This is a genomic window from Amycolatopsis sp. N2S4-7 (assembly GCF_058119595.1).
This window is the reverse complement of the sequence record NZ_CP172299.1, coordinates 8377591-8401233: the sequence shown is the minus strand read 5'-3', so window position 1 is coordinate 8401233 and position 23643 is coordinate 8377591. Positions and strand designations below refer to the sequence as shown.

At 75.6% G+C, this 23643-nt stretch carries 3 protein-coding genes; all 3 read right to left on the bottom strand.

Annotated features, from left to right (window positions below):
* Nucleotides 1-31: 31 nt before the first annotated feature.
* Genes ACH54P_RS39880 through ACH54P_RS39870 form a run of 3 tightly spaced genes read right to left on the bottom strand, consistent with a single transcriptional unit; the run spans nucleotide 32 to nucleotide 23485 of the window.
* Nucleotides 32-7441 (bottom strand): type I polyketide synthase, encoded by a 7410-nt coding sequence (locus tag ACH54P_RS39880; RefSeq protein ID WP_489908456.1) that lies wholly within the window; start codon nucleotides 7439-7441, stop codon nucleotides 32-34.
* Complete coding sequence (locus ACH54P_RS39875) at nucleotides 7438-10593, bottom strand: type I polyketide synthase (protein WP_489908455.1); 3156 nt, start codon at nucleotides 10591-10593, stop codon at nucleotides 7438-7440. Before ACH54P_RS39875 ends, ACH54P_RS39880 begins: the two co-directional genes overlap by 4 nt.
* The gene (locus ACH54P_RS39870; protein ID WP_489908454.1) at nucleotides 10586-23485 is read right to left on the bottom strand and encodes an SDR family NAD(P)-dependent oxidoreductase; all 12900 of its coding nucleotides are present in this window, start codon (nucleotides 23483-23485) and stop codon (nucleotides 10586-10588) included. The genes ACH54P_RS39875 and ACH54P_RS39870 overlap by 8 nt, the downstream gene beginning before the upstream one ends.
* Nucleotides 23486-23643: the final 158 nt, after the last annotated feature.

The window sequence follows — 23643 nt, the reverse complement described above, 5'->3', positions numbered from 1 at the left end:
GTCCTCGGGAAACAGGGGGTCGGTGGGCGCATCAGGAGATGCCGAACTCGGTGCCGAGCAGCCGGAACATCTCGTCGTCGTCGGCGGAGTCGAGCCGCTCCGCGATCGACTCGCGGTCCTCGCGCCAGTGGGCGAGCAGGACTTCGAGCCGGGCCAGGGCACGGCCGCGGTCCTCCGCGCCGGACGCCGCCAGCCCGGCCTCCAGCCGGTCCAGCTCGTCGACGAGCCGGTCGGTCACGGGCTCGACGCGGGTGCGCAGGTGCGTGGCCAGCGCGGCGGCCGTCGGGTGGTCGAAGACCAGCGTGCTGGGCAGGCTGAGCCCGGTCGCCCGGGACAGGCCGTTGCGCAGCTCGACCGAGGCCAGCGAGTCGAGGCCGAGGTCGCGCAGCGGCTGGCGGACGTCGATCGCGCCGGGCGCGGAATGTCCCAGCACCAGGGCGATCTCGCCGCGCACGATGTCGAGCAGCAGCCGGTCGAGCTCGGCGCCCTCGGCGGTGCCGAGGATCTCGGCGACCGCGCCACCGGGTGCCACCTCGGCCGCCAGGACCTCGCGGACCTCGGGCAGTTCGCCGAGCAGCGGGCTCGGGCGCTGCGCGGTGAACGCGGGCACGAACCGCGTCCAGTCGACGTCCGCGACGACGACCGTCGGCTCGTCCCGTTCGACCGCGGCCATCAGCTCGGCGACGGCCCGCTCCGGCGGCAGCCCGGGCACCCCGCGCCGCGTCATCTGGACCCCGGCCTCGCCCTCGGCCATGCCCGGGCCGGCCCAGGGACCCCACGCGACGGACGTCGCGGTCAGGCCGCGGGCCCGGCGCGACTCGGCGAGGGCGTCGAGGGCCGCGTTCGCCGCGGAGTAGGCGCCTTGGCCGCCGCTGCCCCAGGTGGCCGCGATCGAGGAGAACAGCACGAACGCGTCGAGCGGGGTGTCACCGAGCAGGGCGTCGAGGTTGACCGCGCCCAGCACCTTCGCCGACCGGACGCGCGCGAACTCCGCGAGATCGGTGTCCACCAGGTACTCCGGGTCGCCCGCGCCGGCGGCGTGCACGACGGCGGACGGCGGGAACTCGGCCAGCAGCGCTTCCAGGGCGTCCCGGTCGGCGACGTCGCACGCGCGGACCGTGACCCGCGCGCCGAGCGCGGTGAGTTCCTCGACGAGCTCCGGTGCGGCCTGGCCACGACGGCTGGTGAGCACCAGGTGCTCGGCGCCGTCGGCGGCCAGGCGGCGGGCGACGTGCCCGCCCAGCGCGCCGGTGCCCCCGGTGATGAGCACCGTGCCGCGCGGCCGCCAGTCGCGGGCCTTCCGGCCGGTCGCCCGCACGAGCCGGCGGCCGAACACCCCGGACGGCCGCACCGCGAGCTGGTCCTCGGCACCGCCGATGACCAGGTCGGCGTCGCCGCCGAGGTCGACGCACCCGCCCCAGCGGCGCGGGTGCTCCAGGCCGGCCACTCGGCCGAGACCCCAGATCTCGGCCGCCGCGGGATCCACCGGCTCGCCCGGCTCGACCTGCACCGCATGGCGCGTGACGCACCACAGCGGGGCTTCGCGGCCCGCGTCACCGAGGGCTTGGACGAGCACGAGCACCTGCTCGACGTCGGTGAGGTAGGACAGCACGCCGTCGGTTTCCGGGAGCCGGGCGGCGAGGTCCGCGCGGCCGATCCCGGCGGGCACCTCCAGCACCGTGACGCCTTCGGGAAGGCGCACGGCACTGCCTTCGGGGACGACCGCGAGCCACCAGCCGTCCAGGGCCGGTGCGGGGGTGGCGATCGGCTGCCAGACGACGCGGTAGCGCCAGTCGGTCGTGCCGCCGTCGGCTTCGCCGCGCCAGCGGGCCAGCGCGGGCAGGACGGCGTCCACTGTGGACGTCTCGACGCCGAGGGTCTCGGCCAGGCCGGTGACGTCGCCGTCGCGGACGGCGGTCCAGAACCGCGCGCCCGCCGGGTCGGCCGCGGGCGGCGTGCCCGGGTCGAGCCAGTACCGCTCCCGCTCGAACGGGTACGTCGGCAGGTCGACCGGCGTGGTCGCCGAGCCGAAGAGACTCGTCCACTGTGGACCAGCACCGCGCACGTGCAGCCGGGCCAGTGCGGTGAGCAGCGTCTCCGGCTCGGACCGGTCCGCGCGCATCACCGGGACGGCGCCGTCGACCAGCGCGGACAGCACGGCGTCCGGGCCGATCTCGACGAACGTCGTGACGCCGTCGGCGCGCAGGGCCTCGACACCGTCGGCGAACCGGACCGGGTTGCCGACCTGCTCGACCCAGTAGTCCACGGTCGACGCGTCGGCCCCGCCGGTGGGCACGAAAGGCAGCCTGGGTTCGTGGAACGACAGCGTCTCGAGGATCACGCGGAAGTCCGGCAGCATCGGCGCCATCAGCGGCGAGTGGAAGGCGTGACTCGTGTTCAGCCGCTTGGTCTTGGCGAACTTCGCGGCCAGCTCGGTGACCGCGGCGTCCTCTCCGGACAGCACCACGGCGTCGGCGGCGTTCACCGCGGCCAGCGAGACGCCCTCCGGCAGCGGCCGAACGTCCTCTTCGGACGCCTGGACCGCGATCATCGCCCCGCCCGGCGGCAGGGCCTGCATGAGCCGTCCGCGCGCGGCCACCAGCGCGGCCGCGTCCTCGAGAGTCAGGATCCCCGCGACGTGGGCCGCGGCGATCTCGCCGACGGAGTGCCCGAGCACGGCGTCCGGCCGGACTCCCCACGTCTCGAGGAGCCGCACGAGCGCGACCTCGACCGCGAAGATGCCCTGCTGCGCAAACTCGGTCCCGTCGAGTTCCGGACGTCCTTCGAAGACGACCTCGCGCACCCGCGGGTCGGGGCAAGCGGCGTCGAACGCGGCCGCGAACGCCGGATGGGTCTCGTACAGCTCTCGGCCCATCCCGGCGCGCTGGGAACCCTGGCCGGTGAACAGGAACGCGGTCTTGCCTCGCCCGGCAACGCCGGTGATCGCGCCGCGGCCGTCGCGAATCGCGGCGAGCCCGGCGGTGCGCTCTTCGGCGGTCGTCGCGACCACGACGGCCCGGTGCTCGAAGGCGGCCCGGCCGGCGGCGAGGACCCGCGCGACTTCGCCGGGCTCGGCGTCGACGGTGAGCAGCTGCTCGGCCTGGGCTCGCAACGCCGTCTCGGTCCGCGCCGACAGCAGCCACGGAACCGGTCCGGCGAGCGCGTCCGGTGCGGGGATCTCCGCCGGCTGTTCGAGGATCACGTGGGCGTTCGTGCCGCTGACGCCGAAGGACGAGACGGCGGCCCGGCGGACGTCGGTTTCGGGCCACGGCGTGGTCTCGGTCAGCAGCTCGACCGCACCGGCCGTCCAGTCCACTTTGGAGGAGGGCTCGTCGAGGTGCAGCGTCCGGGGCAGCACGCCGTGGCGCATCGCCTCGATCACCTTGATGATCCCGCCGACCCCGGACGCGGCCTGCGCGTGCCCGATGTTCGACTTCAGCGAGCCCAGCCACAGCGGCGTCGCCCGGTCCTGGCCGTAGGTGGCGAGGACGGCCTGCGCCTCGATCGGGTCACCCAGCACGGTGCCGGTGCCGTGCGCCTCGACGACGTCGACGTCCGAAGCGGACAGTCCGGCGTTCGCCAGGGCCTGCCGGATCACGCGCTGCTGGGACGGGCCGTTCGGCGCGGTGAGGCCGTTGGACGCGCCGTCGGAGTTGACGGCCGATCCGGCCAGCACGGCCAGCACCGGGTGGCCGTGGCGGCGGGCGTCCGAAAGCCGTTCCAGCAACAGCATTCCCGCGCCTTCGGCCCACGCCGTGCCGTCCGCGGTGTCGGAGAAGGACTTGATCCGGCCGTCCGGCGCGAGGCCGCGCTGGCGGCTGAACTCGACGAACGCCCCGGGGCTCGACATCACCGTGACGCCACCGGCGAGGGCGAGGGTGCACTCACCCGCGCGCAGGGCCTGCGCGGCCAGGTGCAGCGCGACCAGCGACGACGAGCACGCGGTGTCGACCGTCAGCGTCGGCCCTTCGAAGCCGAAGGTGTAGGCGAGCCGGCCGGAGAGCACGCTGGCCGCGGTGCCGGTACCGAGGTTGCCGCCGACGTGCTCGGGGGCCTCGTGCAGCGGCGGGCCGTAGTCCTGCGACGCGGTGCCGGCGAACACGCCGACGGCGTCGCCGCGGACCGCGTGCGGATCGATGCCCGCGTGTTCGAACGTCTCCCAGGCGACTTCCAGGAGCAGCCGCTGCTGCGGATCCATCGCCAGGGCTTCGCGGGGGCTGATGCCGAAGAAGGCGGCGTCGAACCCGGCGGCGCCGGCGAGGAACCCGCCGTGCACGACGTAGGTCTTGCCGGGACGGCCGGGCTCCGGGTCGTGGATCGTGTCGACGTCCCAGCCGCGGTCGGCCGGGAACGGCGTGATCGCGTCGGTGCCCGAAAGCACCAGGTCCCAGAGCTGCGCCGGGGACGCGACGCCGCCCGGATAGCGGCAGCCCATGCCGACGACGACGATCGGGTCGGCCGAGCCCGCGTGCGCGGCGGGCGTCTCATCGACCGTTTCGTTCGCCAGCCACGCGGCGAGCGCGGCCGGGGTCGGGTGGTCGAAGACGAGGGTGGCGGGCAGGGACCGGCCGGTCGCCGTGCCCAGCCGGGTGCTCAGCTCGACCGCCGTCAGCGAGTCGAAGCCCAGGTCGGCGAACGCGCGGTCGGCGTCGAGCGCTTCGGCGTGGCCCAGCACGGCGGCGGCCTGGGCGCGGACCAGCTCGGTCAGCTCGGCCGGGCCGGTCCAATCACGGCGGCCGGGCACGGCCGGGCGGACGCGGGCCGCGGGGGTGCTGCCCGACGGGGTGAGCCAGTAGTGCTCGTGCTGGAAGGCATACGTCGGCAGGTCCGTCCGCCGTGCGCCGGTCCCGGCGAAGAACGCGGCCCAGTCGACCGGGACGCCGTGGGTGTGCAGAGTCGCGACGGCCGTGAGCAGGGTCGCCGCCTCGTCGCGGTCCGGGCGCAGCGCGACCGCGGTGACGGCGTCGGTGAGCTCGCGCGCGATCGCGGTCAGGACGCCGTCCGGCCCCAGTTCCAGGTAGGCCGTGACGTCCTGCCCGGCGAGCGTCGCGACGGCGTCGGCGAAGCGGACCGGCTCCCGGACCTGCGCCGTCCAGTGGTCCACTGTGGAGAGATCGGCGGCCTGTCCGGTGCGGGTGGACACCAGTGGCACGACCGGCGCCTGGAAGTCCAGCCCCCGCACGGTTTGCGCCAGCGGCGCGAGCACCGGGTCCATGGCGGCGGAGTGGAACGCGTGGCTCGTGGTGAGCCGCCGGGTGCGGCGGCCCTGCGCGGACCACTGCGCCACCACGGCGTCGACGGCGTCCTCCGGGCCGGACACGACCACCGCGGACGGGCCGTTGACGGCGGCGATGTCGACCCCGGGCGTTCCGGCGACCTCGGCTTCGCTCGCTTCGACGGCGGCCATGGCCCCGCCCGCGGGCACCGCGGCCATCAGCCGGCCGCGCGCCGCGACCAGCGTCGCCGCGTCGGCGAGGGTGAGCACCCCAGCGAGGTGGGCGGCGGTGATCTCACCGAGCGAGTGCCCGGCCACGACGTCCGGCCGGATGCCCCACGACTCGACGAGCCGGGCCAGCGCGACCTCGACCGCGAACAGCCCGGCCTGGGCGTAGTCGGTCCGGTCGAGCAGGGTGTCGACCTCGGCGAACACGACGTCCTTGAGCGGCGGTGCGCCGTCCCAGCGGGCGTCGATCTCCGCGCAGACGGCGTCGAACGCGGCCGCGAACACCGGGAACGCGGCGTGCAGGTCGCGGCCCATGCCCGGCCGCTGGGCGCCCTGTCCCGTGCACAGGAAGGCGAGTTTGGGCTGGGTGCGGGCCTTGCCCTGGACGACGTTCGCGGCGGGGAGGCCGTCGGCCAGCGCGGTCAGCCCGGCTTCGAGCTCACCCACGACCACGGCCCGGTGCTCCAGGTGCGCCCGGGTGGTGGCCAGCGAATACGCGACGTCCAGGCTCGGGTCGGTGCCGGCCAGCTTGGCCGCCTGTGCGCGGAGAGCTTCGGGCGACTTGGCCGACAACACCCAGGGCAGCACCGGCGGGGTCACCGGCGTCACGGCGTCGGGGACGAGCGGCGCTTCCTCGACGATCACGTGCGCGTTGGTGCCGCTGACGCCGAACGACGAGACCCCGGCCCGGCGCGGGCGGTCCCCGGCGGGCCACGGCCGCGGCTCGGTCAGGAGCGAAACCGCCCCCGCCGACCAGTCGACGTGCGGCGAGCGCTCCTCGGCGTGCAGCGTGCGCGGCAGCGTCCCGGCGCGGAGGGCGAGGACGGTCTTGATGATCCCGCCGACCCCGGCCGCGGCCTGGGCGTGCCCCAGGTTGGACTTCAGCGATCCCAGCCACAGCGGCGTTTCCCGATCCTGCCCGTAGGTCGCCAGCAGCGCCTGCGCCTCGATCGGGTCGCCCAGCACCGTGCCGGTGCCGTGCGCCTCGACGGCGTCCACATCGGACGGGACGAGCCGGGCGTCGGCCAGCGCGGCGCGGATGACCCGCTGCTGCGCGGGCCCGCTGGGCGCGGTGAGGCCGTTGGACGCGCCGTCGGAGTTGACCGCCGAGCCGGCCAGCACGGCCAGCACGGGATGCCCGGCGGTTCGGGCGTCGGCCAGCCGTTCCAGCACCAGGACGCCGGCGCCTTCGGCCCAGCCGGTGCCGTCCGCGCCGGCGCCGAAGGACTTGCAGCGGCCGTCGGGGGCGAGCCCGCGCTGACGGCTGAACTCGACGAACCCGCCGGGCGTGCTCATCACCGACACCCCGGCGGCCAGCGCGAGGGTGCTCTCCCCCGCGCGCAGCGACCGGATCGCCAGGTGCACGGCGACCAGCGACGCCGAGCACGCCGTGTCGACGGTGATCGCCGGTCCTTCCAGGCCGAAGGCGTAGGCGATCCGTCCGGAAAGGACACTCGCGGCCAGTCCGGTGAGCAGGTGGCCTTCGACGTCGGCGGGTGCCTCGTGCAGCCGCGGCCCGTAGTCCTGGCCGTTGGTGCCGGCGAAGACGCCGGTCCGGCTGCCGCGCACGGAATCCGGCGCGATGCCGGCCCGTTCGAACGCCTCCCAGGCCACCTCGAGCAGCAGGCGCTGCTGCGGGTCCATGGCCGTGGCTTCGCGCGGGCTGAGGTCGAACAGGGCGGCGTCGAACCCGGCGACGTCGTCGAGGAAACCGCCGTGCCGGACGTAGCTGGTGCCGGGCGCCGACCCGGGGTCGTAGAGCTTGTCCAGGTCCCAGCCGCGGTCGGCGGGGAACTCGCTGACGGCGTCCCGGCCCTCGTCGACCAGCTGCCACAGGTCTTCCGGGCTCCGCACGCCGCCGGGGTAGCGGCAGGCCATCCCGACCACGGCGATCGGCTCGTGCGCGCGGTCCTCCAGCTCGCGGACGCGGCCGCGGGCCTCGCGCAGGTCGCCGGTGGCGCGCTTGAGGTAGTCGAGGAGCTTCTGTTCGTTCGTCACGAGGCGGCACCCAGTTCCGTGTCGAGCAGCGCGAACATCTCGTCGGCGGTGGCGGTGTCCAGATCCCCCGTCCCGGGCCCGGCGGCGACGAGGGTCCGGAGCCGGGTCAGCACGTGGGCACGCGCGACGCCGTCGAGGTCGCGCAGGCCCGACTCGAGCGCGTCGAGGTGGCGGTCCAGCCCGGCCGCCGGGGTGCCCGACAACGACGTCAGCAGGTACCCGGCCAGCGCGGCGGCCGTCGGGTGGTCGAACACCACCGTCACCGGCAGGTCCAGTCCGGTCGCCGCGGCGAGGCGGTTGCGGAGCTGGACACCCGCCGCGGAGTCGAAGCCCAGTTCGCGGAACGACCCGGTCGGCTCGAGGTCCTCCGGGGACGCGTGCCCGAGCACGGCCGCGGCGGCGGAGCGGACCAGCTTCACCAGCGTCCGCTGCTGCTCGGCACCGGTGAGCCCGGCCAGGCGGTCGGTCCAGTCCTCGGTGGACTCCGGCTGCGCGCCCGCCGACGGTCCCGCGGCGGTGAGCCAGTAGTTCCGGTGGTCGAAGGCGTACGTGGGCAGGTCGATCCGCCGCCCGGCGGGCAGCGCCCAGTCGACGTCGACACCGCGGACGGCGAGTTCGGCCAGCGCCTGCCGGACCCGGCCGAGGCCGCCGTCGCCGCGCCGCAGGGCTCCGGCGACGACCGCGGCCGGCGCCGTCTGCTGCATGCCCAGCGTCAGCACCGGGTGCGGGCTGAGCTCGACGAACGCGGTCCGGCCCTCGGCCAGCAGCAGCCGCATCGCCGGGTCGAACAGCACCGGCTCGCGCAGGTTGGTGAACCAGTACCGGGCGTCGAGCCCGGTGGTGTCGAACGCCGAGGCGGTCACCGTGGACACGAAGGGGATCTCGGCGGGACGCGGCCGGATCGGCGCGAGGTCGGCCAGCAACCGCTCCCGCAGCGAGTCGACCTGCGCCGAGTGCGACGCGTAGTCGACCGGAATCGCCTTGGCGTGCTCGCCGCAGCGCTCGACCAGTTCGGCCAGCGCGGCGGGCTCCCCCGACACGACTACGGAGGCGGCCCCGTTGACGGCGGCGATCGAAAGACCCGGCCCCAGCAGCGTTTCGACCTCGTCCACCGGCAGCCGCAGCGACACCATGCCGCCGCGGCCGGACAGCGAAGCCAGCGCCCGGCTCCGCAGCGCCACCACGCGGGCACCGTCCGAAAGGGACAGCGCACCGGCGACGCAGGCGGCGGCGATCTCGCCCTGGCTGTGGCCGAGCACGGCCGCGGGCCGGACGCCGTGGGACTGCCACAGCGCGGCCAGGGACACCATGACGGCCCACAGCGCGGGCTGGACGACGTCGACGCGGTCGAGCTCGTCACCCCGGCGCAGGACGCGGATCAGGTCGAAGTCGGTGAACGGCACCAGCGCCGCCGCGCACTCGGCGAGCCGGGCGGCGAACACCGGAGACGTTTCCAGCAGCTCGCGGCCCATCCCGGCCCACTGCGAACCCTGGCCGGGGAAGACGAACACGGCGTCCGGGCCGGCGTCGGCGAGCCCGGTGACCACGGTGGACGCGTCCTCGCCGGCGGCCAGCGCGGCCAAGCCGCGACGCCGGGTCTCGGCGTCCGCACCCAGCACGACGGCGCGGTGCTCGAACAGGCTGCGCGAGGTCAGCAGCGAGTGCGCGATGTCGGCGGCGCTGCCATCCGCTGAGGACAGCCGCTCGGCCTGGCCCCGCAGTGCGGCGGCACTGCGCGCGGAGAGCACCCACGGCGCCGAGGGGACGTCCGGCCCAGTCGGTGCCGCAGCGGCTTCCGGCGCCTCTTCGAGGATCACGTGCGCGTTCGTCCCGCTGACGCCGAACGACGACACGCCCGCCCGGCGCGGCCGCTCCCCGGGAAGCCACGGCCGCGGCTCGGTCAGCAGCGACACCGATCCCGACGTCCAGTCCACATGGGACGACGGCTCGTCGGCGTGCAACGTCTTAGGCAGCACGCCGTGCCGCAGCGCCAGGATCATCTTCAGCACCCCGGCGACCCCGGCGGCGGCCTGGGTGTGCCCGAGGTTCGACTTGACCGAGCCGAGCCACAACGGCCGGTCCCGGTCCTGCCCGTAGGCGGCGAGGAGGGCCTGGGCTTCGATCGGGTCGCCGAGCGCGGTGCCGGTGCCGTGCGCCTCGACGACGTCCACATCGGACGCGGTCAGCCGCGCGTCGGCCAGGGCCTGCGCGATGACCCGTTGCTGCGCCGGGCCGTTCGGCGCGGTCAGGCCGTTGGACGCGCCGTCGGAGTTCACCGCCGAGCCGCGCACCACGGCCAGCACCGGGTGCCCGTTCTTGCGCGCGTCGGACAGCCGTTCCAGCAGCAGGACCCCGGCGCCCTCGGCGAAGCCGGTGCCGTCGGCTCCGGCACCGAAGGCCTTGCAGCGCCCGTCGGCGGAAAGCCCGCGCTGCCGCGAAAACTCGACGAACACCGACGGGGTGGCCAGCACGGTCGACCCGCCCGCGAGGGCGAGCGTGCACTCGCCGCGGCGCAGCGCCTGCACCGCCAGGTGCACGGCGACCAGCGACGACGAGCAAGCGGTGTCCAGCGTCAGCGCCGGGCCTTCGAAGCCGAAGGTGTAGGCGACGCGGCCCGAAGCCAGTGACCCGGACGTGCCCATCAGCACGCGGCCGGCGAGGTCGGCGTCGGCCGCGCCCGTGCCGTAGTCGGAGTACATCGTCCCGGCGAACACGCCGGTCTGGCTGCCGCGCAGCGACTGCGGGTCGATGCCGGCCCGCTCGACGGCTTCCCAGGAGACCTCCAGGAGCAGCCGGTGCTGCGGGTCGGTGACCTCGGCCGCGGCCGGGGAGATGCCGAAGAACCCCGCGTCGAACGCGCCCGGCTCGTCGAGGAACCCGCCGTGGCGGGTGCTGGAGTGCCCCGGCTCGTCGGGCCGGTGCAGGTCGTCGACGTCCCAGCCGCGGCCGGCCGGGAACTCGGTGATCGCGTCGACCCCGCCGTCGAGCAGCCGCCACAGGTCTTCGGGCGTGGTGACACCGCCGGGGAACCGGCAGCCCGTGCCGATGATCGCGATCGGCTCCTCGGCCGCGCGCAGCCGCTCGCGGGCCTGGTGCAGTTCGAGGGTGACCCAGCGCAGGTTCTCCAGCACGCGGTCGTCGTGCTCAGCCATGGTTGCCCAGCTCCTTGGAGATGAAGTCGAGTAGTTCGTCGGCCGAAGCGGTGCTCAGGCGCTGCGCCGGGTCGTCCGGCGCGGGCCCGGGCCGCCGCAGCCGCGCGCCGAGGGCGTCGAGCCGGGCGAGGACCGTGGCCCGCACGGTCTCGTCGGTTTCGGTGAGGGCGCTCTCCAGCCGGTCCACGTGGTCGAGCACCGCCGGGCGCGCCGGTTCGGTGACCAGGCCGCGTTCGAGGTGCTCGGCGACGGCCGACGGCGTCGGGTGGTCGAACACGAGCGTGGCGGGCAGCCGCACGCCGGTCGCGGCGGTGAGCCGGTTGCGCAGCTCGACCGCGGTCAGCGAGTCGAAGCCGATCTCGGCGAACGGCTGGGCCGGGTCGATCGCGGCCGTGCCCCGGTGCCCGAGCACCGCGGCGACCTCGCCCCGGACGAGGTCGAGCAGCGCCTTCGGCAGGTCGGCGGCCGGGACGTCGGCCAGCCGCCGTTCGGGTGGCTTGGCCGGGGCGCGGACGAGCCCGCGCAGCAGCGGCGGCACCTCGCCGAGCCGCGCCGCCGACGTCTCCAGCCGGACCGGGAACAGCACCGCGTCCCCGGCCGCCCAGGCCGCGTCGAACAGGTCGAGGCCCTGGCGGCTGGACAGCGGGAGCACGCCGGTGCGGCCCAGCCGGCCGAGGTCGGTGCGGTCCAGCCCGCCGGTCATCGTGCTCGCCTCGGCCCACAGGCCCCAGCCCAGCGACAGCGCGGGCAGCCCGCGGGACCGGCGGTGCCGGGCCAGCGCGTCGAGGTAGGCGTTCGCGGCGGCGTAGTTCGCCTGGCCCGCCGTGCCGAGGGTGCCCGCGACCGACGAGAACAGGACGAAACTGCGCAGCGGGACGTCCGCGGTGAGCTCGTGCAGGTGCCGCGCGGCGTCGGCCTTGGGCCGCAGGACGGTGTCGAGCTGCCCGGGGGTCAGCGCGGTGAAGGTCGCGTCGGCCAGGACCCCGGCGGCGTGCACCACTGACGTCAGCGGGTGCTCGGCCGGGATGCCGCCGAGGACCTCGGCGAGCCGGGCCCGGTCGGCGGCGTCGGCGGCGACGACCTCGGCGGCCGCGCCCAGCTCGCCGAGTTCGGCGACCAGCTCGGCCGCACCTTCGGCCGCGGATCCGCGACGGCTCAGCAGGAGCAGGTGGCGGGCGCCGTGGGCGAGCACGAGGTGCCGCGCGATGAGCCGCCCGAGGGTGCCGAGCGCGCCGGTGACGAGCACCGTGCCGTCCGGGTCGAGCAGCGGGCCGGGGTGCGCAGCCGCAACCGGACCGGCTGGGTGACCGTCTCCGGTGGCGGGGCGGACCTCGGCGCGCGCGAGCACCGGGACGTACGCGGCGCCCGCCCGTACCGCGAGCTGTCCTTCGCCGGTGCCGAGCGCGGCGGGCAGGGCGGGCAGCGAACGCGGGTCGTCGTCGACGTCGGCCAGCACGATCCGGCCCGGGTGCTCGGCCTGCGCCGACCGCAGCAGGCCCCACACCGCGGCGCCCGTGAAGTCGTCTTCGGTCGCCGATCGGGTCAGCACGACCAGGCGGTCGTCCCCGGGCCGATCCAGCCACTCGCGCACGAGACCCAGCTGCCGCGTCAGGACTTCGCGGACGTCACCGGCGCCCACGGGCACCACGACATCGCTCCCGGCGGGCGCGCGGAGCACGACCGGCACGCCGAGTTCGGCGGCCAGCACGTCGTCGCCGAGCACGACCAGGTCCGGTGCGGGCGCCGGCTCGATCGGCTGCCACGCGAGCCGGTACAGCGAGTCCGAACCGGCGGCGAGCTGCGCGGGCGAGAACGGGCGCAGGGTCAGGGCTTCCGCGGTGAGCACCGGACGGCCGTCCTCGTCGTCGACGGTCAGCGACACCGTGTCGGAGCCCGCCGGGGAGATCCGGGCGCGCAGGGCACGGGCGCCGGTCGCGTGGACGGTGACCCCGGACCACGCGAAGGGCAGCCGCGGGGCGTCGTCGGCGAAGAAGCCGCCGAGCCGGACCGCCTGGGCCGCCGCGTCGAGCAGGGCCGGGTGCACCACGAAGGTGCCCGGCTCGCCGGGGCGGACCTCGGCGTAGACGTCGTCCCCGGCTTTCCAGGCGCGAGCCAGGCCCTGGAAGGCGGGGCCGTAGTCGAAGCCGTCCTCGGCCGCGGCGACGTAGAACTTCTCGACGTCGATCTCGGTCCCCGCCGGCGGCCAGGCCAGCGCCGGACGGCTGTCGGTGACGGCCGGGGCGAGCGTGCCCGAGGCGTGCCGCGTCCACGGCCCGTCCTCGGTGCGGGCGAAGATGCGCAGGGTGCCTTCGGTGACGGTGACCTGGACGAGCACGGCACCGTGGCGCGGCAGCACGAGCGGCGCCTCGATGGTCAGGTCCGCCACGGCGGCGCCGGTTTCGCGGGCCGCGTGCAGGGCGAGGTCGAGGAAGGCCGTGCCGGGCAGCAACGGGGTGTCGAGCACGGCGTGGTCGGCGAGCCACGGCATCGTCCGCAGCGAGAGCCGGCCGGTGAACAGCCGGACGTCCGGGTCGGCGAGCCGCGTCGAGGCGGCCAGCAGCGGGTGGCCCGCCGCGTCGAGCCCGAGCCGTTCGACGCCGGGCAGTGATTCGGGGGCGTCGAGCCAGAACCGCTCGCGCTGGAACGGGTAGGTGGGCAGGGTGACGCGGGGGCCGCCTTCGGGCAGCGCCCAGTCGACCGGCACGCCGTGGACGTGCGCCTCGCCGAGCGCGGTCAGCACCCGGACCGGCCCGCCGTCGTTCCGCTTGAGCGTGCCGACGGCGGTGGTGCTCTCGGCGAGGGCGCCGACGAGGACCGGGTGCGGGCTGCACTCGACGAAGAGGTCGTGGCCCGCTTCGGCGAGGGCTTCGGTGGTCCGCGCGAACTCGACCGGTTGACGCAGGTTGCGGTACCAGTACCCGGCGTCGAGGTCTGCGGTGTCGAGCGGTTCGGCCGTCACGGTCGAGAAGAACGGGATCTCCCCGGACTTCGGGCGCACCGGGGCCAGCACCCGGGCCAGCTCGTCTTCGAGGAGCTCGACGTGGGCCGAGTGCGAGGCGTAGTCGACGGCGATCCGCTTGGCCTGGACGTCCAGGGCCAGCAGCTCGTCGAGTGCGTCGGCGTCGCCGGACACGACGGTCGAAGTCTCGCCGTTCACCACGGCGACGGCGAGGCCGTCCCAGGGCGCGATCAGCTCCCGGACCCGCTCCACCGGGGCGGCCACGGACACCATGCCCCCGCGTCCGGACAGCGCGAGCAACGCCTTGCTGCGCAACGCGACCACGCGGGCACCATCCTCGAGGGACAGTCCACCCGCGACAACCGCGGCGGCGATCTCACCCTGGGAGTGGCCGACGACGGCGGCGGGCTCGACGCCGTGCGCGCGCCAGACGGCGGCGAGCGAGACCATCATCGCCCAGAGGGCGGGCTGGACGACGTCGACGCGGGTCAGTGCCTCGGCGTCGTCGAGGACGTCCAGGAGGTTCCAGTCCACAAAGGAGCTCAGCGCGGCGGCGCATTCGGCCATCCGCTCGGCGAAGACCGGCTCAGCGAGGAGCTCACGGCCCATCCCGGCCCACTGCGAGCCCTGGCCGGGGAAGACGAACACGACCTTCCGGCCGGGTCGCGCCACCCCGGCGCCGCTGCCGTGCTCGGCCAGCGCGGTCAGCCCGGCCCGCCGGTCACCGGTGACGACGGCACGGTGGTCGAACGCCGACCGGGCGATGAGGGCCCGGGCGACACCGGTGGGGTCCTCGTCCACCAGAGACACGAGGTTCCGCGCCTGTTCGCGCAGAGCAGGCTCGCTCCGGGCGGAAAGCACCCACGGCACCGGCTCCGTCGGAGCCGGAGCGGGCGCCGGCTCCGGAACGCCTTCGAGGATCACGTGGGCGTTGGTTCCGCTGATGCCGAACGACGAGATCGCCGCGCGTCGCGGGCGGGTGACCTCGGGCCAGGCCTGGGTGTCGGTGAGCAGCGATACCGCGCCCGCCGTCCAGTCGACGTGCGGGGACGGCTCGTCGACGTGCAACGTCCTGGGCAGCACGCCGTGGCGCATGGCCTCGACCATCTTGACGACCGCGCCGACCCCGGCGGCGGCCTGGGTGTGCCCGATGTTGGACTTCAGCGAACCCAGCCACAGCGGGGTTTCCCGGTCCTGGCCGTAGGTTTCCAGCAGGGCCTGCGCCTCGATCGGGTCGCCGAGCGGGGTGCCGGTGCCGTGCGCCTCGACGACGTCGACGTCCGAAGGAGACAGGCCCGCGCTGTCGAGGGCCTGCCGGATCACGCGCTGCTGCGACGGGCCGTTGGGCGCGGTGAGGCCGTTGGACGCGCCGTCGGAGTTGACCGCCGAGCCGCGCAGCACCGCGAGCACCGGGTGGCCGTGGCGGCGGGCGCCGGACAGGCGTTCCAGCAGGAGCATGCCGGCGCCCTCGGCCCAGGCGGTGCCGTCGGCGGCGGCCGCGAACGGCTTGCACCGGCCGTCCGGGGCGAGCGCGCGCTGGCGGCTGAACTCGACGAACGAACCCGGCGTGGCCATCACCGCGACCCCGCCGGCGAGCGCGAGGCCGCATTCGCCCTGCCGCAGGGCCTGCGCGGCGAGGTGCAGCGCGACCAGCGAAGACGAGCACGCGGTGTCGACCGTGACGGCGGGCCCTTCGAAGCCGAAGGTGTAGGCCACCCGGCCGGAGACGACGCTGCCGGAGCCGCCGGTGAACGAATAGCCCTCGGCCTCCTCGGGCAGCGGGGTCAAGCGTGCGGTGTAGTCGTGGTACATCGCGCCGGCGAAGACGCCGGTGCGGCTGCCGCGCAGGCCCAGGGGATCGATGCCCGCGTTTTCGAAGGCCTCCCAGGAGGTTTCGAGCAGCAGGCGCTGCTGCGGGTCCATCGCCGTCGCCTCGCGCGGGCTGATCCCGAAGAACTCCGCGTCGAACTGGCCGGCGTCGTGGAGGAACCCGCCGCGCGTGGTGTACGTGCGGCCGGGGCGGTCGGGGTCGGCGTCGTAGAGCGCCTCGACGTCCCAGCCGCGGTCGCCGGGGAACTCGCTGATGGCGTCGCGGCCTTCGGCGACGAGGCGCCACAGCTCGGCAGGGCTCGTCACGCCGCCGGGGAAGCGGCAGGCCATGCCGACGATCACGATCGGGTCGCCCGAAACGGCGGCCCGCGTGGTCGTTTCCCGGGCCTGGGTGGTTCCGGCGAGCTCCCGGTGCAGCCGGTCGATCACCGCGGCCGGGGTCGGGTGGTCGAACAGCAGCGTGGCGGGCAGCCGCAGGCCGGTCGCGGTGGCGAGCCGGTTGCGCAGCTCGACCGAGGTGAGGGAGTCGAAGCCGATCTCCTTGAACGCCCGGCCCGGCTCCACGGCGACCGGGTTCACCAGCCCGAGCACGGCCGCGACCTCGGCCCGGACCACGTCGGCCAGCCCTTCGGGCGTCACCGCCGGGGTGGTCGGGCCCCCGCCGGCCCGCAGGCGGACGACGCCCCGCAGCAACGACGGCACGACACCGGCGGACCGGAGCCCGGCCTCGTCGAGCCGCAGGGGCACCAGCACGGCGTCGCCGGCGCCGCGGGCGGTGTCGAAGAGGTCGAGAGCGTCCGAAGTGGACAGGGTGCCGACGCCGGCGCGGGACATCCGCGTCCGGTCGGCGGCGGCGAGCCCGCCGCCCATGCCGTCCGCCGTCTCCCACAGGCCCCAGGCCAGCGCGGTGGCGGGCAGGCCGAGGGCCCGGCGGTGCGCGGCCAGCGCGTCGAGGAAGGTGTTGGCGGCCGCGTAGTTCGCCTGGCCCGCGGTGCCGAGCAGGCCGGAGACCGAGGAGAACAGCACGAACTCGGTGAGCTCACCGGTCAGCTCGTGCAGGTTCCAGGCGGCGTCGACCTTCGCTCGCAGGACGTCGTTCATCTGCTGCGCGGTGAGGGTCTCGACCGGGCCGTCCGCGAGGACACCGGCGGCGTGCACGACGGCGGTCGGCGGGTGCTCGGCCAGCAGCTCGGCCAGCGCGTCGCGGTCGGCGACGTCGCAGGCGGCGAGGGTGACCCTCGCGCCGAGGGCCTCCAGCTCGCTGACCAGGTCTTCGGCGCCCTCGGCCGCCGGGCCGCGGCGGCTGACGAGCAGCAGGTGCCGGACGCCCTGCCCGGCGAACCTTCGGGCCAGCGCGCGGCCGAGACCACCGGTCGCGCCGGTGACGAGCACCGTGCCTCCGGGGTCGACCGCCGGGGTGGTGTCGGGGACGGTGGCGCGCGCGAGCCGCGGCACGAGGACCACGCCGTCGCGGTGGGCGAGTTCCGGTTCGCCGGTGGCCGCCGCGGCAGCGATCTCCTCGGGCGTCAGGTCGGTGTCGGCGTCCAGGAGCACGAACCGGCCGGGGTGCTCGGTCTGGGCCGAGCGGACCAGGCCGCGCACGGCGGCGTGCGCCAGGTCCCGGGTCACGAAGACGAGCCGGGCGCCGTCGAACCGGCCGTCGGCGAGCCACGCCTTGACGAGGCCGAGCGCGTGGTCCGTGGCGGTGCGAACCTGCGCCGGCACCGCGCTTGTGCCGGTTTCGGGCCGCACCGCCACGAAGTCGGGGACCTCGGCGAGCGTGTCGAGGCCGGTGGTGAGCACGCAGGTGGACGTCGTTGCCGGCGCGGGCACCGGCGTCCAGGCGATCCGGTACAGGTCGTCGCGGGCGACCGTGGCGGTCAGCTGGTCCGCGGCGACCGGCCGCAGGGCCAGCGCGCCGACCGAGGCGACCGGCGCCCCCGCCGTGTCTGCTATGGACAGCTCGACGCCGTCCGCGACCGGGGTGTACCGGACGCGGATCGTGGACGCGCCGGTGGCGTGCAGGCGGACGTCGTGCCAGGAGAACGGGATCCGGCCCGCCTCGACCCCGGCCGGGTCGCCGAACGCGACGACGTGCAGGGCGCCGTCGAGCAGCGCCGGGTGCAGGCCGTAGCCCGCGGCTTCGGTGACGCGGTGCTCGGGCAGGGCGACCTCGGCGAACAGCTCGTCGCCGCGGCGCCAGACCGCGCGCAGGCACCGGAATTCGGGACCGTAGCCGAAGCCGGCGTCGGCGATCCGGGCGTACCGGCCGTCGAGGTCGACCGGCTCGGCTCCCCGCGGCGGCCACTCGGTCTCCGGAGCGGGCGCGGCGCCCCCGGCGGAGACGAACCCGGCGGCGTTGCGGGTCCAGCCCGCGGTCACCGACGGCTGGTCGGGCCGCGACGAGACGGCCACCGCGCGGCGGCCGGACTCGTCGGGCGCGCCGAGGGAGACCTGCAGCTGGACGCGGCCGTCGGCAGGCAGAACGAGCGGCGTCTCCTGGACGAGCTCGTCGAGCCGGTCGCACCCCGCCTGCCCGGCGGCGAGCAGCGCGAGTTCGACGAAGGCGCTGCCGGGGAGGAGGTTGGCGCCGAGGACGACGTGGTCGGCCAGCCACGGCTGGGTGCGCACCGACAGGACGCCGGTGAACAGGACGCCGTCGGTGCCGGCGACCTCGGCGCCGCCGCCGAGCAGCGGGTGCCCGGTCGGGGTGAGGCCCGCGGCCGCGGCGTCCGCGGGCAGCGAGCGCGGCGACAGCCAGAACCGCTGCCGCTCGAAGGGGTAGGTCGGGAGGTCCACAGTGGACGTGGCCGCCGGTGCGGCGCCGAGCGCGGCCAGTGCGGTGTACACGGCCTGGACGTCGTCGCGGTCGGACCGCAGGGTCGGGTGGAAGTCGCCGTCGGGCAGGCAGTCGCGGGCCATGGCGGTCAGGATGCCGTCGGGTCCGAGTTCGACGAAGGTCGTGACGCCGGCCGCGGCCAGCCGGGCGACGGTGCCGGCGAAGCGGACGGTGTCGCGGACGTGCCGGACCCAGAACTCCGCGGTCCCGGGATCGCCGTCGACGACCAGCGGGATGCGGGCCGGGTGGTAGGTGACCGACTCGGCGACCTCGCGGAAGGCGTCGAGCATGCCGTCCATGGCCGGGGAGTGGAACGCGTGGCTGACGGTGAGCCGCCGGGTCCGTCGTCCCAGCTCGGCGAAGTGCGCTTCGGTGGCGGCGACGGCGTCTTCGGCGCCGGCGACGACCACGGACGCGGGACCGTTGACGGCCGCGAGGGCGACGTCGAAGGACCGGATCTCGTCCTCGGTCGCCTCGATCGCGGCCATCGCGCCGCCGGCGGGCAGCGCGTCCATCAGCGCGCCGCGGGCGGCGACGAGCCGGGCCGCGTCGGCCAGGTCGAGGATGCCCGCGAGGTGCGCGGCGGCGAGTTCGCCGATCGAGTGGCCCGCGACGAACGCGGGGTGGACGCCCCAGTGCTCGAACAGCCGGAACAGCGCCACCTCGAGGGCGAAGAGCGCGGGCTGGGTGTAGGCGGTGCGGTTCAGCTCGGCCGGGTCGTCCGCGAAGACGACCGTCTTCAGTGGACGGTCCAGGTGCGCGTCGAGGGCGGCGGCGGCCTCGTCGAACGCGGCCGCGAAGACCGGGTCGGCCCGGTGGAGGGGCTCGGCCATGCGGGCGCGCTGGGAGCCCTGGCCGGTGCAGAGGAAGGCGAGCTTGCCCGGCGCGGGACGGCCGATGCCGGTCCCGTGCTCGGCGAGGGCGTCGAGAGCGGCGAGGGAGGTCTCCCGGTCGGTGGCGGCGATCCCGGCGCGGTACTCGAACCGGGTCCGCGCGGCGAGGGTGGCGGCCACGTCTTCGAGCGGGAGGTCGTGGGTGAGGAGGTGGTCCCGCAGCTGCTTCGCCTGACGGCGGAGAGCGGCAGGAGTCTTGGCGCTGAGCACCCACGGCACGGCGGGACCCGAGCGCTCTCGCGCACCGAAGCCCACCTCGGCGCGCTCGGGCGCCTCCAGGATCACGTGGGCGTTCGTTCCGCTGATCCCGAACGACGAGACCGCCGCGCGGCGGACCCGTCCCCCGGCCGGCCACGGGACCGGCTCGGTCAGCAGCCGGACCGCGCCCGCGGACCAGTCCACGTGCGGGGACGGCTCCTCGGCGTGCAACGTCTTCGGCAGCAGGCCGTGCTGCAGCGCCAGGACCAGCTTCAGCACGCCGCCGATGCCGGCGGCGGCCTGGGCGTGCCCGATGTTCGACTTCAGCGACCCCAGCCAGAGCGGGCCGGGACGGTCCTGGCCGTAGGTCTCGATGAGCGCCCGCGCCTCGATCGGGTCGCCCAGCACGGTGCCGGTCCCGTGCGCCTCGACCACATCGACGTCCGAAGGGGACAGTCCCGCGTCGGCGAGGGCGAGCCGGATCACCCGGCGCTGGGCCGGGCCGCTGGGCGCGGTCAGGCCGTTGGACGCGCCGTCGGAGTTGATCGCCGAGCCGCGGACCAGCGCCAGTACCGGGTGGCCGTGCCGACGGGCGTCGGAGAGCCGCTCCAGCAGGACGACGCCGACGCCCTCGGCCCAGCCGGTGCCCGACGCGCCGGCCGAGAACGCGCGGCAGCGGCCGTCCTCCGACAGGCCGCCCTGCTTGGCGAACTCGACGAACATCCCCGGCCCGGACATCACGGTGACCCCGCCGGCGAGCGCGAGCCCGCACTCCCCCGCGCGCAGCGCCCGCACCGCCAGGTGCAGCGCCACCAGGGACGACGAGCACGCGGTGTCGACGGTGACCGCCGGGCCTTCGAGCCCGAAGACGTGCGCGATCCGGCCCGAGATCAGGCTCGGGGAGGTGCCGGTGAGCAGGTGCCCGTCGGCGGCTTCGTGCAGCCGCGGGCCGTACTCGTGCGAGGTCGCGCCGAGGAAGACGCCGTCGCGGTGGCCGCGGACCGTCTCCGGCCGGATGCCCGCGCGCTCGTAGGCCTCCCACGCCGCCTGCAGCACGAGCCGCTGCTGCGGGTCCATGGCCAGCGCCTCGCGCGGGCTGATGCCGAAGAACGCGGGGTCGAACTCGGCCGCGCCGGTGAGGAACCCGCCTTCGCGGACGGCGTCGCTGTCCCAGCCGCGGTCCGCGGGCGGCGCCGAAACCGCGTCCCGGCCCTCGGCGACCAGCCGCCAGAGGTCCTCGGGGCCGCGGACGTCACCGGGGAACCGGCAGGCCATGGCGACGATGGCGATGGGCTCGTCCGAGGCGCCGGCCGCATCGAAGGTTCTCGTGGGCTCGGACGAACCCGCCAGGTGCGCGGCCACGGCCTCGGGGGTGGGGTGCTCGAACAGCAGCGTCGCCGGCAGGGCCTGGCCGGTGGCCTCGGCGAGCCGGTCGCGCAGTTCGAGGCCGGTCAGCGAGTCGACGCCGAGGTCGCGGAACGTCCGCGCCGGGTCGACGTCGGCGGCCGACGCGTATTCGAGGACGGCCGCGACTTCGGCCCGCACGAGGTCGAGGGGAACGAGCGGGTCCCCGGCGCCGCGTGCGGGGACCCGCTCGACAGCCGGAACGGCGGTCAGGACGTCCCGCCGCTCCGGCAGCTGGCTCGACAGCCAGTAGCTGTCGCGCTGGAAGGGATACGTGGGGAGCTCGACGCGGTTACCGCGCCAAGGAGCGAAGATCGCCGCCCAATCGACGTCCCGGCCGGTGACGTGCAAGGTGGCCAAGGCCCGGAGCAGCGCGGCCGTCTCCGACCGGGCGCCGCGCTGGGCCGGGACGACGTCGGCGCCGGTGACGATCGCGCGGACCTGCTCGGTGAGCACCCCGGCGGGGCCGATCTCGACGAAGTCCGTCACACCGGCGGCTTCCAGCGTCCGGACGCCGTCGGCGAAGCGGACGGCTTCGCGGGCGTGCCGGACCCAGTAGCCGGGGGTGCCCAGCTCGGCCGTCGCGATCCGTCCGGTCACATTGGACACGACCGGGATCGTCGGGTCCGCAAAGGACAGTTCCGCCGCGACGCGGCCGAACTCCGCCAGCATCGGCTCGATCCGGGCGGAGTGGAAGGCGTGGCTGACGGTGAGCCGCTTGGTCCGGTGCCCGCGCCCGGCCAGCTCCGCGGCCGCGGCGAGGACGGCGTCCTCGTCGCCGGACAACACGACCGCCGCCGGCCCGTTCACCGCGGCGAGCGAGACGTGCTCGTCCAGCAGCGGGCGGACGTCGGCTTCCGTGGCCTCCACCGCGACCATCGCGCCCCCGGCGGGCAGGGCCTGCATGAGCGCACCGCGGGCGGCGACCAGCTTCGCGGCGTCGGCGAGCGTGAACACCCCGGCGACGTGCGCGGCGGCCAGCTCGCCGACCGAGTGCCCGGCGACGAAGCCCGGGCGCACGCCGGCGGCCTCGAACAGCCGGAAGAGGGCGACCTCGAAGGCGAACAACGCGGCCTGGGTGTAGACCGTCCGGTCGACGGCGTCGTCGAGGACGACTTCGGTCAGGGGCCGGTCGAGGAGGCCGTCGAAGGCCGCACAGGTGGTGGCGAAGGCTTGCGCGAACGCCGGAAAGGCCTCGGCCAGTTCGCGGCCCATCCCGGCGCGCTGGCTCCCCTGGCCGCTGAACAGGAACGCGAGCGCGCCCCGCGTCGCGGCCCGGCCACGGACGATCTCGTGGGCACCGCGCCCGTCGGCCAGCGTGCTCAGCCCACTCAGGAGCGACGCGCGATCGCGGCCGACGACGACGGCGCGGTGCTCGTGGTGCTTGCGCGTGGTGGCCAGCGACAGCCCGGCGTCCACGACGTCCGCTTCGGACAATGCCGTGTGGATCCGGGCTGCCTGCTCCCGCAGGGCACCCGGGGTGCGGGCGGAGAGGAGCAGCGGCAGGGCGTGCGGCACGTCCGGGGCCGTCCGGTCCGGCGTGGGCGGCTCGTGGAGGACGATGTGGCAGTTCGTGCCCCCCATGCCGAACGACGACACCCCGGCCACCAGCGGCTCACCCGGCCGGGGCCAGCCCGAAAGGTCCGCCTGCACCCGCAGGCCCAGTTCCGGCAGGGGGATCGCCGGGTGGAGCGTCTCGAACCCGAGGCTGGGCGGGAGTTCCCGGTGCCGCAGCGCCAGGACCACCTTGACCAGGCCGGTGATCCCCGCCGCCGCCTCCGGGTGGCCGACGTTCGCCTTGGCGGACCCGACGGCGAGGGGTGCGTCGGGTCGGCCGAGCACCCGGCCCAGGGCGGTGGCTTCGACGGGGTCACCGGCCTGGGTCCCGGTGCCGTGCAGTTCGACGTACTGGACGGCCCGCGGGTCGACCCCGGCGCGCTCGTACGCCAGCCGGAGGACCTCGGCCTGGGCGTCGGCGTCCGGCGCGGTGAGGCCGGTGCCGCCGCCGTCGTTGCCGACCGCGCCGCCGAGGATCACCGCGTGCACCAGGTCGCCGTCGGCGAGGGCCCGGTCGAGGGGCTTGAGGACGACGGCCGCGCCGCCCTCCCCGCGGACGAACCCGTTGGCGCGGGCGTCGAAGACGTGTGCGGTGCCGTCCGGGGACAGCCCGCCGAAGCGCTCGGCGAGGACCACGCCCTCCGGCACGAGGTTGAGGTGCACGCCGCCGGCGACGGCGACCGCGCATTCCCCGCGGCGCAGGCTTTCCACGGCCTGGTGCACGGCGACGAGCGACGACGACTGTCCTGAGTCGACGGTGAAGCTGGGGCCGCGCAGGCCGAGCGCGTAGGAGACGCGGTTGGCGATCAGGCCGCGGCGGACACCGGCCATCGAGTGCCGGGTGACGGCGTCCGCACCGGCGCGGTCGAGCAGGGTGGCGTAGTCGTCGGACGCGGCCCCGACGAAGACGCCGGTCCGCGGGCCGGGCACGATCCCGGCGTTTTCCACGGCCTCCCAGGCGAGTTCGAGCATCAGCCGCTGCTGCGGATCGATCGCGGCGGCCTCCCGCGGCGAGATCCCGAAGAACGCGGGGTCGAAGTCCGCGACCCGGTCGAGGTAGGCGGCGGGCGGCGCGCCGGGGGCCGTGGCGCGGCCCTCGGGCGGCTGCCCGATCGCACTGCGGCCGTCCCGCAGCAGGGCCCAGAACCCGGCGGGGCTGTCGGCCGAGGGCAGCCGGCAGGACAGGCCGACGATCGCGATCCCGTCCGGCATGAGCCCTCCTCACGATTTTCGTTGCGGTACGGGGAAAAACTAGAACGGGCGGCTTCTGCTTCGCTTCCACCGGCTTCCCCGGCGCTGAAAGTCACCGGCCGCGATGGAAGCGACGCGATCCGTGGCGCGGGCCGGCCACGAAGAAGGGGACCACCCTC